The organism is Candidatus Merdisoma sp. HCP28S3_D10, from assembly GCF_052065835.1.
GTDB lineage: Bacteria > Bacillota > Clostridia > Lachnospirales > Lachnospiraceae > Laedolimicola.
In genome coordinates this window covers 695,596-708,910 of record NZ_JBQHTG010000001.1, presented here as the reverse complement: position 1 = coordinate 708,910, position 13,315 = coordinate 695,596, and the positions used below count along the sequence as shown (strand labels likewise).

Here is a 13,315-nt window from a genome sequence, read left to right as displayed (position 1 = left end):
AGAAAGGAGGTGCCGCCTTAATGAAAGATGCAAACAGCAATGAAGTCCATGAGGAAATTCTTTCGTGGATCAAGAAACTGAAATTTAAAAAGCAAGTATTTGGTGGTGTGGATGAGGCAGATGTCTTAAAAAAGATGGAGGAGCTGAACACCCTCTACGAAAAAGCACTACTGGCTGAACGTGCCAGATACAATGCCCTCTTAAAAACGAATCCGTCAGGTGGTGCAGGCCATGAATACTAATTCGATGCTGCATCCATTTGCGGATGTTCAAAACCAGCTGCAAAAGAAACGACAGCAGCTGATGCTCAAAAGAGGTTATCTGGAACTGGCAAAAAATGCTGCAATCATACTGATTATCGTACTGATTGCATTTACACAGGTATTTTATATCACAGTTTCCAGTGGAACAGATATGTATCCGGCGATTCTGGATGGCGATATTGTCCTTGGCTATCGACTGGATACAAACTATCTGAAAAATGATGTCGTGGTGTGTGAAGCAGACGGCAGGAGAGTCATTGGCAGAGTGGTCGCAAGAGGCGGTGACAGTGTCGATATGACAGAAGATGGCAGACTGCTTGTCAATGGAACAGAGCAGACGGGAGAGATCGCTTTCCCGACGAATCCCGGCAAGCAAAGCTATCCATATACGGTACCGGACGGATGTGTGTATCTCCTGGGTGATTACCGTACGAATACCACCGACAGCAGAACCTTCGGACCTGTGAAGGTGGAAAATATCAAAGCAAAAGTCGTCAGTATCTTCAGACGCAGAGGTATCTGATCGAAGCATACAAAGATGACAAGAAAACAAAAAAATAAAAACAGTAAAAAAATAAAATCAAAAATGACATTTCCCTTAAAATGAAAATATTGAAAAATTTTAGGGGGGGAGGGCAGCCTTGATGTCAGAAAGGAGACTTAAGGAATGAACAAATATTTCAAAAAAGGAATTGCCCTTGCAATTGTCGGCATAATGACGCTTGGAATGGGAACCACTGTATTTGCAGAAGAAACAGGTAACACCACAACAACCGGCACCGGATTAAAAACCAGTGCGACAGGGATATCGGATACCTCTGCAATTACACTTCAAAAGGACTATGTCAATGGTTCGGAATCGCAGCAGAACACAAATAGTCCAGCAGAAACATTTACCTTTACGATTGATCGATATGGACTGTGGAATGTCGGAGAAGACGGAAATGGTAAGGCAAAGTATAACAAGGATAATATGCCAACATTTTCCAACAGTGGCACTACACCTCCTACAAACACTTTTACAATTGAGGCAACTGCAGGTGCAGCAGGAACAAACCCTACAACTAAACCATCTGTACAACTGACTGTTCCGACCTATAATGCCGTTGGCGATTACTGGTACAAGGTAACAGAGATGGATAACAATACAGCAGGTGTTATCTACGGTACCAATGACAGCGAGACAGAAGATACGACAAGTGCAAACGGTGCTCATGAGAGAGTTTATTACATCCATGTACAGGTCACCAATGGAGCAAAGAAAGAAGAGTATATCCGTACCGTAACGCTTCATAAAACAGCACCTGACGTAACAAGTGTTATTACAAATGCAGACTATGAAACATGGTATAGTAACAATAACAAGAACACGGAAGGTCAGAATGACAAAAAAGTAGCAGATATCCAGAACAAATATTATGCAGGCTCTTTGAACATTAAAAAAACAGTAACCGGAAATGCCGGTGATAAGAATGAGCTGTTTCAAGTTACCGTCACATTCAAGAATGAATCCAAGGCAAACATGAACAGTGATATTACCTATAAGAATTTTTATAAAGCTGATGGTACTCAAACAACAGCTGCAACTTCTTTGAGCTGGACAGATACAGTTGGAACCAATGATACCGCCACAACACATACCAATGAAACGAAAGAAGTAAAATTCTATGTCAAGGACGGCACAACTGTCATGTTTGACAATATCCCATATGGTGTGACCTATACGGTTACAGAGACACAGCCAAGTGATGACAAGTATACACATACGTTTAAACACGAAAAAGAAGATGTCACTGTAACCTTCGATGGTGTTTCGTTAGCTGCTGATGGAGTAACAGCAGAGAGTACAGATATATCAAAGACAGCAGCTGAAAAATGGAATGAAGCAAAAGCAACGGGTTCTATCTCCGATGATTCCGATACGATAACGATTACTAACAACAAGACATCTGTGATTGACATCGGTGTAATGACCTCCGATGCACCCTATGTGGCATTGCTGCTTCTTATTGGGATTGTCGTAGTTGTATTCATCCGAAAAAAGAGCATAATTGAGGAGTAAAGACGAATGAGCTGGCTGATCCTGAAAAGCTTAAATAAAATATATGGTTTGATCTTGAGCACTTTCCTTATGGCGTCGGCTGCATTTGCGGGATATGCCATCTGGGATAATGCACAGATTTATCATCAGGCGGAAGCGGTTCAGGATCAGATCCGCCAGCTGAAGCCTGAGAGTGATGCGGATGGTGGCCCGGGCTTTGATGAGCTGCGTGCCATCAATCCGGACGTGGTTGCATGGATTACCGTAGACGGCACCAATATTGATTATCCCGTTCTTCAGGGTGAAACAAATCTGGCTTATATGAACAAAGACGTCTATGGAAATTTTTCCCTGGCGGGAAGTATCTTTCTGGACACGAGAAACAAAGCCGATTTTTCGGATTCCTATTCCCTGATTTATGGTCATAATATGGATGAACATCTGATGTTCGGGGATCTTGCCCTTTTCAAGGACAGAACATTCTTCCAGACGAACCGTACGGCAACGCTTCTGATTCCAGGAGAGAAAAGAACCTTCTATACGGCAGCTATTCTCCAGATATCGGCAGGAACAGAAGAAATCTTTAATCCTGACAGATGGAAAGACAATCTGGACGGTCTGGGGAAATTCCTTCAGGAGAACAGTAAATGGTATCATTCCGGTTATCTTCAGGCATTGATCGAACATCCCGAGCGGATGGAAGTGGCAGCACTTGTCACCTGTTCAGATGGAAGTACCAATGACAGAACCATACTGATTTTAATCCGCACAAAAGATAATCAGCCTGTGGATGAGCAGGTCGACAAGGAAAAGAATGATAAGATCATCGGAAACGGCTTAAAGAAAACCGGAGACACACAGAATCCGCAGTTCTGGATGCGGGTGATTATCGGCATCCTGTTATTTATAGCCGTATTTGAAAGTATCGACCGACTCAGAGAAAGAAAAAACAGGAAATCATAAAAAGCCGGGAACAGGAAAGCATAAGAGATAGGAAAACATGAAAAAGTTAAAGAAAATCCTCTATCCGCTCTGCCTGATTATTCTTGTTTTTGCATGCTGGAATTTGTGGAAGATAAAGGCATCCACCCGGCAGACCGAGGAGCTGTACGAGAAACTGGCGCAGCAGGCGGACTCTTCAAAGTCAGAACCACAGTCAGACACAAAAGCCAAAGATTCTCAAAAGAATCATTCCAAAAATCACAGTTTTGGGATCAACACAAAAATCCAAAAGCTGCAGCAGCAAAATGAGGAACTTGTCGGATGGCTGAAAATCGACGGAACTGTGATCGATTATCCGGTCATGCAGACGGCAACGGACAATGATTATTATCTGACACATGATTTTGAACGGAATGACAACGTACATGGAACGCCGTTTCTGGATGTGAACTGCAGTCTTGAGACATCGGACAATCTGATCATTTATGGTCATCACATGAAAGACGGAACGATGTTTCAAAACCTGATGCTGTATCGGGATGCTGCGTTTTGCACATCGAATGAATGGATTTTGTGGGACACTTTAGAGGAGAGCACTAGATATCGTGTGGTTTTTGTGATTGTAATATCCAAAATAGAAACAGAGACGTTCCCATATTATGACTATGTGGATCTGTCCAATAAAGACAGATATCAGGAGTTTTTGGACGGCTGCAGCGAATATGCTGTCTGGAAAAGCAGTGAATTACCGCATCCGGGAACGAAACTTCTGACGTTATCGACCTGTGAATATTCCAAAGAAGACGGACGGCTTGTGATCGTGGCGGCCGCCGATGATGCGGCAGACGAACAACATTAACATTATGGAGGAGGACGAGCCGAAAAAAACGGGATTGATGATATTACCTGAAAGAGTATTCGAGGTCGGAAACTAGAAACGGACAGTTAAACAGTATGAAAGAAGCCGCAGTTTTTCACAAACCGTAAAAAGGAAGGAACATAGTATTGATTTTTGAACTAAATCTCATAGACGTAACAATGCAGATTTAAAAAGTCAAAATGAGGACTGGAGGATTGGGCTGGATAAATTCTCCAACTCAATCCTCAATAGCAGAAGCATCAGATTTTCCAAGAACTTTTCCAAATATGTCTAAGCGGTCATTTTCTCCATTAGCAACAGATTCCTGTTGTAATACCCATGCAATCTGACCATCATGGAATTCAGGTTCCATACTGTCACCACTAATACGGACACCGAAAGTAGTATCTTCCGGTAGGATAGATTCATCTATGCGTACAGTCTCTTTCGGTCCGTCTACAAGGAAGTTACCGGTTCCGGCTGATACGGCATTTTCAAAAATATCAATGTTTCGGAATGGAATTATCTTAGCAGTCTGCTTTTCATACATTCCGGATGCATGGAGCAGATTGATATAATCCATAGCTTTTTCCCTGCCTTCATCAGTAAGTGATGAGAAAGGATCGGCAGGATTTCCAAGACTTCTGAAGCAGCTCCGGCAGAGGCTGAAAAACCGGTTGAAAAGATTGATTTTTCTAAGGTAAAAGTCGAGCCATTGTTTGAAGAAATGGTTGATTTTGATACATTCAGCAAGTCAGATTTCCGTGCAGTAAAGGTTAAAGAGTGCGTTGCAGTACCGAAGTCAAAGAAGCTGTTACAGTTTACTCTTGATGACGGAACAGGCAACCAGCTACGAGGCGCAGATGACCTACTACAAGACCTACATTGAAGGTCATGAGGATTGGGAGTTTGTGGGGATGTATTCGGATGAGGGTATCACCGCCACGAACACCAAAAAGCGTGACGGATTCAATCAGATGGTGGACGATGCCCTTGACGGAAAGATTGACCTTATCATTACCAAGTCGGTCAGCCGATTTGCACGAAACACGGTGGACAGCCTGACCACCATCCGTAAGCTGAAGGATAAAGGCATTGAGGTCTATTTCGAGAAGAAATAATGCAAGACCTTTGCCATACGATTAAAGAAGAATATGATATTGGTGCTTCATTCTATCTCGTGGGTAGTGGTGCAAGAAACCTGATATTACAAAATGCTAATCAACCGATTGATTTGGATTATAATCTTGAAATCACAAGAACAGATGATTGGGAAGATTGCAAAGAAATCAAAGAATGTGTCAGAAAGGCTTTCAATATTGTTCTTAGAGAATATGGGTGGAGCGACTGCCAAGATTCTACCTCATCTTTGACAACGGAAAAGCGACACTTTAATCAGGGAAATAGTACAGAATTTTCAATGGATATTTGTATTGTTTGCGAGGATACAGACGGGAACTATCATCGCCTTATTCACGATAAGCGATGTTTTCCAAACAGATATTTCTGGAATCAAGCACCTAATTCAAGAAACATTAGAGAGAAAGCGAAGTATATCAAAGAAAAAGGAAAATGGACATTAGTTAGAGAGCAGTATCTGAGAATAAAAAATCAGTATTTGACTTCCAACGACTACAACCATTCCTCTTTCATTTGCTATATTGAAGCAGTCAATAATGTATATAATTCAAGAAAGCACTGGAACTAAATAAAACCAATTTGATGTATCGTCACTATAATTAGTGGCGATATTTTTTTACCAAAAGGAGGTCATGAGTTTTTATGATTAAGACTCTTACGAACCTGTTTAAGCAGGACAAAGAAAAATTTGTTGTACCGAAAGGGGTGCAGGACGTGATTCCCGTGGCAGCTATTTTTGATGATGGCATTTTCAAAGTGGGAAAGGATAAATATTCAAAGACCTACCGCTTTACGGATATTAACTATGCAGTGGCGAGCCGTGAGGATAAGGAAGCGATGTTCCTTGAATATTCCGAACTTCTGAACTCTCTTGATAGTGGTGCAACGACAAAAATCACAATCAATAATCGTCGGCTCAACAGAGGAGTGATGGATATGTACCAACCTCCCAATTGTTAGATTTTGAGTCTAACGATTGGGAGGTTTTCTCATAGTCTCGATGGAATTAATCATCAATGCCGTATTTGTTTTCCAGAGCTTCTTCTGTTAATTCCAGTTCATCTTCCAGTTTTTCAATCGCGCGTTCTCTCGCTTTGTATGTCTCGAAGCTAATCTCTTTCATCTGGTAAGCATACTCAAATTCATCGTCAAGCTTATCCAGTTCATCCTCAACTGTGTCTACCTGTTTTTTCAAAGCGTAGAATTGTTCGTGATTCTCAGCTGCATTTGCAGATGTTTTTGCATTGTTTACACTTTTTGTTATATTGCGGATATCGTTTTCATAAGAAGAAAAATCATAATCTTTTTCGTCCACATTCTCTACTGCGTTTTCTGTGTTGCTGATGTTATCATCATCGTAATCTGTATTTGATGTTACAACTTCCTGCGTCTTAATTTCGATATCTTCTGCAGTTTCATTATTGGATGAAGTGCATCCTGTAAAAGCAAATATTAATGTGAGGGATAATAAAACTACTAATAATTTTTTCATAACGTGTTCTCCTTCCGTCTCTTGGGTGTTTTGTTTTTGCTGTTATATGTATCATATAGGGGGAAGATTAAAAAAAGATTAAAACAAATAGTAATTTCAAAAATTGAAAAAAAGGACCCTAGCACCCGAAAACGATTGGTATTATAATAATTACATTATGAGATTACTGATTGTAGAAGACGAGAATGATTTAAGAAACATTGTCAAAAAAAGGCTAATCAAAGAACATTACAGTGTAGATGCCTGTGGGGATGGTCTGGAAGCGATGGATTATATCGATATGACTTCCTACGATGGTATTATTCTTGATATCATGTTGCCGGGAAAGGATGGATATGAAATCTTAAGAGAATTAAGGCGACGAGAAAATGATACACCGGTCCTGTTACTGACAGCAAAAGACAGCATTGAAGACCGTGTCAAAGGACTGGATCTTGGTGCCGATGATTACCTGATCAAACCATTTGCATTTGAAGAACTGCTTGCAAGAATCCGTGTCATGATGCGTAGAAAGCCACAATTTACATCTAATCAACTAAAAATAGCAGATCTTATTTTGGATCGTGACACAAGAAAGGTTACAAGAGCCGGAAATGAGATTGATCTTTCAGCAAAAGAGTTTATGGTTCTGGAATGTCTTATGCGCAACAAAAATATCGTAATGACAAGACAGCAGATTGAACAGAATGCGTGGGACTTTGATTTTGAAGGTGGTTCCAATGTGATCGACGTATACATTCGCTATTTGCGAAAAAAAATCGATGCACAATATGAACAAAAACTCATCCACACTGTTCGCGGTGTCGGATATGTAATGAGGGAAAACGAATGAAACAGATGACGATCAAGAAAAAAATTACGCTATGGTACACCGGTATCATCACTGTAGTTCTTGGGACTATTTTGGTTCTCGTCCTTCTTTTTGTGGATAGGGTTGGAATTTCTGCGACAGAAGAAGAAATCAGTGCCGCAGTGACAGGTTTTTCTTCAAATATTAATTTTCAGGATGATTTCTTTTATCTTGACGGTGATACCGAATTTTACGATGACGGTATTATGTTTTGTATTTATGACAAAAACGGACGATTGCTTTATGGAATGATTCCATCCCAATTTCCAGAAGAAACTATCCTCAAGTCGAATACACCGCGAATGATAACCGGATCAAATCGAAAATGGATGGTATATGACAGCGTTTACACTTACGGTGATGATGACGAAATGTGGGTACGAGGAATTACCTCCGTACATTCTATAGAACTTTTCATGCAGACATCCGAGAAAATGCTGTTGATTGTATTCCCATTACTCATTATTCTGATCGGGGCCATCGGATATTTTATGCTCAAGCGGGCATTGAGACAGGTGGATCTTATCTGCGATGAAGTTGCAAACATCAGCAATGGAAAAGATCTTTCCAAACGATTGTCTCTGCCAAAAGCAAAAGATGAATTGTACGAATTGTCGGAGAAATTTAACGAAATGTTCGAACGATTGGAACTTTCGTTTGAGAAGGAGCGTCAATTCACATCAGACGTATCTCATGAACTGCGAACTCCCGTTACTGTTATCATTTCCCAGTGTGAGTACTTATTGGAAAATGAAAACCTATCTGCGGAAGATAAGGAAGAGATTGCAGTCATCTTAAAGCAGGCAAAACGAATGTCAAAGCTGACAAGCGAAATGTTAATGATCGCCAGAAACGAACAGGGTGAGCAGCATCTGATGGAAAAACTGGATTTTGGATTATTAAGCGAGCTTGTAATAGAAGAACTGCAGACAAAAGCACAGGAAAAAAATATCGAGATCACCCTGCAAAAGCAGGACGACTTATTTATGAACGGCGACCAGACATTGATTTTGCGTATGATGATGAATTTAATAACCAATGCTATCAATTACGGAAAAGCAAATGGACATATTCATGTTATCCTGAAGGTCGAAAATGACCAGATTGTCGGTGAAGTGAAAGATGATGGTATTGGAATAAGTGAGGAACACCTGGACAAAATCTGGGAGCGTTTCTATCGTATAGACAAAAGCCGTTCCAGAGAAAATGGCGGTACCGGACTCGGCCTTTCTATGGTGCGCTGGATTGTAAACCTCCACAATGGAACCATTCACGTCGAAAGTATTGAAGGTATCGGAACGAGTTTTATTTTCCGATTTCCGAAAATATAAGGAGCTATCGCTGTATATCCATCATGAAGAATGGCGAGAGAGTTTTGCCGGGATCTGGATACTATGCCGAACAGAAATCGGCTCTATGAGGAAGAACCGTGGCACAGCAGAGAAATTCGATTCTTTCCGATGGATAATTATCTGGTATTCCAAAGATAATCCATTTAAGAGATATCTGGAATTTCTCAATGACTTCCAATTTGGTGCAGGCAGATATGATTGAGCCGGTATCCGGTCACGGAAAAGGGAAATATAAATTCAAGAAGTGTTTTCCAGAGATTGCTGCCTTAGTGAGACAACAATCTCTGGAGCAATATTATAGCCTCCGATACCGGTTCACACAGGCCAGAATCTCCTGTCTTCGCGGCCGTGCCAGGGAAGCCCGGATATCCTGCCCGGCAAAGAGGCTTTCCAGTCCCTGGCGGTTCAGTCGGTCTTCGATAAGATTAGCCAGTTCCTTCATACTTTTCCGTCCGTCCATAGCGGACAGCTCCAGATATTTTAAAATATAAGCCAGAGCCATGGTCTGTTCGCTGTCCCGGAGCTGCTCCAGGTAGCGAAGCTCCACGGAATCATAATTCAGAGAAAGTTCACTGGTTCCAAGGGTCTTCAGCTTTATGCGGTCATCCTTTTTCAGGGCAGCGCAGGGGCGCGGACAACGTGGCAGCTGAGGACTGGAAAAGGAACTCTGCACAGTCGAGAAAACCGGAAACTCCGCAGCTGCAGCCCGGGCTTTTTCGGTGATATCATAGGGCACATATTCCTTCATCTGGATAACGTGGTCGGCCACCGAAAAGTAGGAACCGGAGCTGCCGGCTACAATGATGGAAGAAATTTCCAGATCCTCATAGAGGCTCCGTACCCGCTCAATAAAGGGGATAATCGGTTCTTCTTTCGGGGAAACCACCTGCTGCATCAGCCGGTCACGAATCATAAAATTGGTGGCAGAGGTATCCTCGTCGATTAACAGCAACCGGCTTCCACTTTCGATCCCTTCTATCAGATTGGCAGCCTGAGAAGTGCTTCCGCTGGCGTCTTCGGTAGAGAAGTGAACGGTGTCCTTCCCTCCCGGAAGCTGCCGAATAAACGGTGAGATATCCACATCTGTGATGCTGCGTCCGTCCTCGGAGCGAAGCTTCCAGGCGCTGTCATCGGTGATGACAAGCTCCCGTCCGTCTCCCGCAATGTGATTGTAGACGCCGTTTTGCAGCGCCTGCAGCACCGTGGATTTTCCATGATAGCCGCCGCCCACAAAGAGAGTGACGCCTTTGGGAATGCCCATACCGCTGACCGCTCCGCGGTGAGGCAGCGTAAGCGTCACTTCCATGGAAGCCGGAGAGCGAAACGGAACCGCCTGCTCCATAGGTTTATCGGAGACGCCGCTCTGACGGGGCAGGATGGAGCCATTGGCCAGAAAAGCGCAAAGCCCAAGGGTGGGAAGCTCTGCCCGGATGTACTGCTGATCCTCGCAGAGCTCTATGGCAGACTTCAGGCGGTTTTGATTGATATTCTGAAAATAGAGACTGTTCAGTACGCAGCCCGGCAGAATGTCAAAGAGCATCTTTTCCAGTCCCCGTGCGTCGATAGTCCGTCCGTGGGCGGGAAAACCGGCTTCGAAGCGGAGTGTTACAGTCCCCTGCTCCATCCGGCAGGCAGTACGCTCCAGCACCTCCTGGCCACAGCGGGAGACGGCGAGGAGACCGCTCTTTCCGGAGCCGCCGGCCTGCTTATTTCCCCGGGCAAGCTGTGCGCCGAAAAGCCGGGTCAGGTGATCTTGCAGGGTAACCCGTTTTGGCAGGGCGTCATAATATTCAGCCGGAAAGCCTGCCTTTTTCCCGGACACAATCACAGACAGCCGGGAGGGCGCTGCGAAGGGATCCCCCTGCACATGGTCGATGGACAGTATATATGTTCCAAAATCATACTGTCCTTTCAAATCTTTATAAGCCGGATAGCTCCGGTGATCGATGGAGCGGAGTCTGCTCCGCAAATCCTCTGATGATTTCATAAAAAAGCTCCTTTGGAAAAAATTTGCTGAGAATATTATTATACCATTTCCAAGCTCCCATAAGAAAGAAAAATAAGAGAAACATAAGAAATTCGAAAGAGAATGTACAAGAAGAAGGGAAATGTCTCTGTTATACTGAACCCATAGAACGAAAGAAGAGGGGACTATCATGACCAGACAGAAGCACAGAGAAGGCTACCGGGGTGAGAGGGCAGCAGAGCCGGGAAAGAAATGGAATGAGAAGAGAAAGAGCAGGCGCCGCCGAAATCGCTGCAGAGCCCGTGTCCGGTTTCTGGCGTCCATGCTGGGTACGCTTCTTAGCGCAGTTCTGCTGGTTCTGGTGGCCTATACGGCGTTAAATCTTTTTTGCGGGTTTGGAAAAGTAAATACCGGGAAACTTAAGGAACAGGGATATCCCGAAAGTCTGATCGCATTGGTGGAGCGTAACCCGGAGACGAAGGATTTCGTGCTGGATTATCCGAAATACAAGGGATTGGAAGAAATTGATATTTCGAAAGAGGTGACGAAGGGCGAGATTCCCCATTTCCTGCAGTGGGATGAGCGCTGGGGATACGAGACCTATGGCAGCGATTTTCTGGCAGTGACAGGCTGCGGACCCACCTGTCTGTCTATGGTGACTTGCGGGCTGACCGGCGATACAAAATGGAATCCTTACGAGGTGGCGAAAATGGCCGAGGACAATGGCTATTATGTGGACGGTTCCGGCTCCTCCTGGGAACTGATGAGCAGCGGAGCGGAAAAGCTGGGGATTACCGTAGCAAACGTGACCTTTGACGCGGAGCATATCCGTTCCACCTTGGAGGCGGGCCAGCCGATTATCTGCGTGATGGGCCCGGGCGACTTTACGGACGCAGGACATTTTCTGGTGTTAACGGGAGTAGATAAGAACGGCGATATTATTTTGAGGGATCCGAACAGCCTGGAGCGGACGAAGCAGCACTGGGATCTGCAGAAGCTGATGAATCAGATGAAAAACTTGTGGGCTTACAGTGTGTAGTGACCTGCTAAAAAGTGCAACAAACAGAAAGAAAAGATAGTCAGAGAATCAGAAATACGTTACAATAAAAAAAAAACAGCTAAAAGGAGGGCCTGCATGAAACAGAAGATGTATTTTGTTATAGGAGGCCTGAGCGCGGCGCTTGTGCTTGGCGGCTGCGGAGCTTCTAAAAAGTCAGATACCGGAAGTGCAGACGTGGGCGTGGCTCAGGTGGGTGAGGAGCAGACAGATAGTGCCGACGGAGCAGGGGAGGCAGCTGTCGGATCAGAAGGAATAGAGAGTACCTCTGACAGTGCGGAGGTCCGGGAATTGACAGCTGCAGAATTGCAGGAATTTACCGACTGGATCAACGAAGGCGATAACGGCGGTAACTATGGTTTCCTGTTATCGGATTACCGGAATCCGAAGGACGCCGATCTGGGCGAAATCTTTTATTCCGGCGCGGGAATTGCGACAGATCCGCTGACGGAGTCAGAGCAGCAGGAGTATCTGAAGATATCCGGTCGGGAAGATATAGAGACGGACTGTGTCCGGCTTACGACGGAACAGATCAACCGTGTTCTGACCAAAAGGCTTGGCTGTACGTTGGACGAGATGAGCCAGGAATTGCCGTGGTTTTATCTGGAGAAGGCAAAGGTCTGGGTCACGGAGCATGGAGACACGAATTATGTAAACTTTACCTGCGTCAGCGGACGGGAGCTGTCAGCGGGCGTCTATGAGCTGGACTGCGTACCGGGAGATGAGAATTACCGGCCTTATGTGCATTCCTGTCACCTGACCTTGCAGGCGGAGGGAGAGGATTACCGGATTCTTTCCAATGTGTTCGACGACAGTCTGACCTATTCCAAATCCATCTACCGGATTGATAACCAGAGCTTTAAGGTAGACCTGGGCGGAAGCTGGGGAGAGGTGATATTTACCTCCTATGCGCCGGGACAGACCATGTACGGCAATCAGGACGTGAGCTTTTCCTTGGTAAAGGATAATGCGGAAATCTATGATTTTCCGGGAATTACGGAAAATGGCTACCGGGATCCGCTGTTGTTTCAGGAGGTGCTGGCAGTCAGCTTTCAGGATTATAACGGGGACGGGCAAAAAGATGTGATTATCATCTGCAGCTATAATGATTTATACGGTGAACCGGGGAATCGAATCAGCAATGAGGTACGCCTTTATCAGAATATGGGTTCTGACTTCCGACTGGACAGCGACCGGATGGATTGGCTGAATGCCAATGGATATAACAGGAATATTGATGAAGTGATGTCCCATGCAAAAGAAGAGATGAAGTAGACAAATTGATACAAACAGCCCAGGCGGTCAGCATAGTCGCCTGGGCTGTTTTTTGATCCGGTTGATTTTGGAAATAAA

General features: G+C 44.2%; 13 protein-coding genes and 4 pseudogenes. 14 read left to right on the top strand and 3 right to left on the bottom strand.

The window, feature by feature from the left end:
- Window positions 1–20: 20 nt before the first annotated feature.
- The 5 genes from ACTNCH_RS03255 (at window position 21) to srtB (ACTNCH_RS03235) (ending at window position 4,105) form a co-directional block, all read left to right on the top strand.
- The gene (locus ACTNCH_RS03255; RefSeq protein ID WP_441014809.1) at window positions 21–242 is read left to right on the top strand and encodes a hypothetical protein; all 222 of its coding nucleotides are present in this window, start codon (window positions 21–23) and stop codon (window positions 240–242) included.
- Window positions 232–786, top strand: coding sequence for a signal peptidase I (lepB, locus tag ACTNCH_RS03250; RefSeq protein ID WP_441014811.1), 555 nt, complete (start codon window positions 232–234; stop codon window positions 784–786). Before ACTNCH_RS03255 ends, lepB begins: the two co-directional genes overlap by 11 nt.
- 144 nt (window positions 787–930) lie before the next feature.
- Window positions 931–2,325, top strand: a complete 1,395-nt coding sequence (locus ACTNCH_RS03245; protein ID WP_441014813.1) for a DUF7601 domain-containing protein — start codon at window positions 931–933, stop codon at window positions 2,323–2,325.
- Between the two features lie 6 nt (window positions 2,326–2,331).
- The gene (gene srtB / locus ACTNCH_RS03240) at window positions 2,332–3,267 is read left to right on the top strand and encodes a class B sortase (protein ID WP_441014815.1); all 936 of its coding nucleotides are present in this window, start codon (window positions 2,332–2,334) and stop codon (window positions 3,265–3,267) included.
- A 37-nt stretch (window positions 3,268–3,304) separates the two neighbouring features.
- The gene (gene srtB / locus ACTNCH_RS03235) at window positions 3,305–4,105 is read left to right on the top strand and encodes a class B sortase (protein WP_441014817.1); all 801 of its coding nucleotides are present in this window, start codon (window positions 3,305–3,307) and stop codon (window positions 4,103–4,105) included.
- A 238-nt stretch (window positions 4,106–4,343) separates the two neighbouring features.
- Here srtB (ACTNCH_RS03235) and ACTNCH_RS03230 read toward each other — a convergent pair whose 3' ends face one another.
- Window positions 4,344–4,688 (bottom strand): S24 family peptidase, encoded by a 345-nt coding sequence (locus tag ACTNCH_RS03230; protein ID WP_441014819.1) that lies wholly within the window; start codon window positions 4,686–4,688, stop codon window positions 4,344–4,346.
- A gap of 93 nt (window positions 4,689–4,781) precedes the next feature.
- Between ACTNCH_RS03230 and ACTNCH_RS03225 the strand changes: the two are divergent.
- From ACTNCH_RS03225 to ACTNCH_RS03210, 4 genes and pseudogenes are all read left to right on the top strand, one after another.
- A pseudogene (locus ACTNCH_RS03225) lies at window positions 4,782–4,949 on the top strand (methionine--tRNA ligase subunit beta); the annotation flags it as partial.
- A pseudogene (locus tag ACTNCH_RS03220) lies at window positions 4,942–5,223 on the top strand (recombinase family protein); the annotation flags it as partial. The pseudogenes ACTNCH_RS03225 and ACTNCH_RS03220, both read left to right, overlap by 8 nt.
- Before the next feature lie 2 nt (window positions 5,224–5,225).
- Window positions 5,226–5,813 carry a hypothetical protein gene (locus ACTNCH_RS03215; protein ID WP_441014821.1) on the top strand — a complete coding sequence of 196 codons (588 nt, stop codon included), beginning with the start codon at window positions 5,226–5,228 and terminating at the stop codon, window positions 5,811–5,813.
- A 74-nt stretch (window positions 5,814–5,887) separates the two neighbouring features.
- Window positions 5,888–6,169: pseudogene (locus ACTNCH_RS03210) on the top strand (VirB4-like conjugal transfer ATPase, CD1110 family); the annotation flags it as partial.
- 82 nt (window positions 6,170–6,251) lie between these two features.
- Here ACTNCH_RS03210 and ACTNCH_RS03205 read toward each other — a convergent pair.
- Window positions 6,252–6,737: an entericidin EcnA/B family protein gene (locus ACTNCH_RS03205; RefSeq protein WP_441014823.1), complete on the bottom strand. Its 486-nt coding sequence runs from the start codon at window positions 6,735–6,737 to the stop codon at window positions 6,252–6,254.
- A gap of 157 nt (window positions 6,738–6,894) precedes the next feature.
- Here ACTNCH_RS03205 and ACTNCH_RS03200 point away from each other — a divergent pair, with 157 nt between their 5' ends.
- The 3 genes and pseudogenes from ACTNCH_RS03200 to ACTNCH_RS03190 all read left to right on the top strand — a co-directional run.
- Window positions 6,895–7,569, top strand: coding sequence for a response regulator transcription factor (locus ACTNCH_RS03200; RefSeq protein WP_441014825.1), 675 nt, complete (start codon window positions 6,895–6,897; stop codon window positions 7,567–7,569).
- Window positions 7,566–8,918: a sensor histidine kinase gene (locus tag ACTNCH_RS03195; RefSeq protein ID WP_441014827.1), complete on the top strand. Its 1,353-nt coding sequence runs from the start codon at window positions 7,566–7,568 to the stop codon at window positions 8,916–8,918. Before ACTNCH_RS03200 ends, ACTNCH_RS03195 begins: the two co-directional genes overlap by 4 nt.
- Before the next feature lie 48 nt (window positions 8,919–8,966).
- Window positions 8,967–9,074, top strand: a pseudogene (locus tag ACTNCH_RS03190) (type II toxin-antitoxin system RelE/ParE family toxin); the annotation flags it as partial.
- Between the two features lie 160 nt (window positions 9,075–9,234).
- On the opposite strand, the gene ACTNCH_RS03185 reads toward ACTNCH_RS03190, so the two are convergent.
- The gene (locus tag ACTNCH_RS03185; protein WP_441014829.1) at window positions 9,235–10,926 is read right to left on the bottom strand and encodes an ABC-ATPase domain-containing protein; all 1,692 of its coding nucleotides are present in this window, start codon (window positions 10,924–10,926) and stop codon (window positions 9,235–9,237) included.
- Between the two features lie 169 nt (window positions 10,927–11,095).
- Between ACTNCH_RS03185 and ACTNCH_RS03180 the strand changes: the two genes are divergently transcribed.
- Together ACTNCH_RS03180 and ACTNCH_RS03175 are read left to right on the top strand one after the other, a co-directional pair.
- Window positions 11,096–11,944, top strand: coding sequence for a C39 family peptidase (locus ACTNCH_RS03180; RefSeq protein WP_441014831.1), 849 nt, complete (start codon window positions 11,096–11,098; stop codon window positions 11,942–11,944).
- A 96-nt stretch (window positions 11,945–12,040) separates the two neighbouring features.
- A complete protein-coding gene (locus tag ACTNCH_RS03175; RefSeq protein ID WP_441014833.1) occupies window positions 12,041–13,237 on the top strand; it encodes a hypothetical protein in 1,197 nt (398 codons plus the stop codon).
- Window positions 13,238–13,315 lie beyond the last annotated feature (78 nt).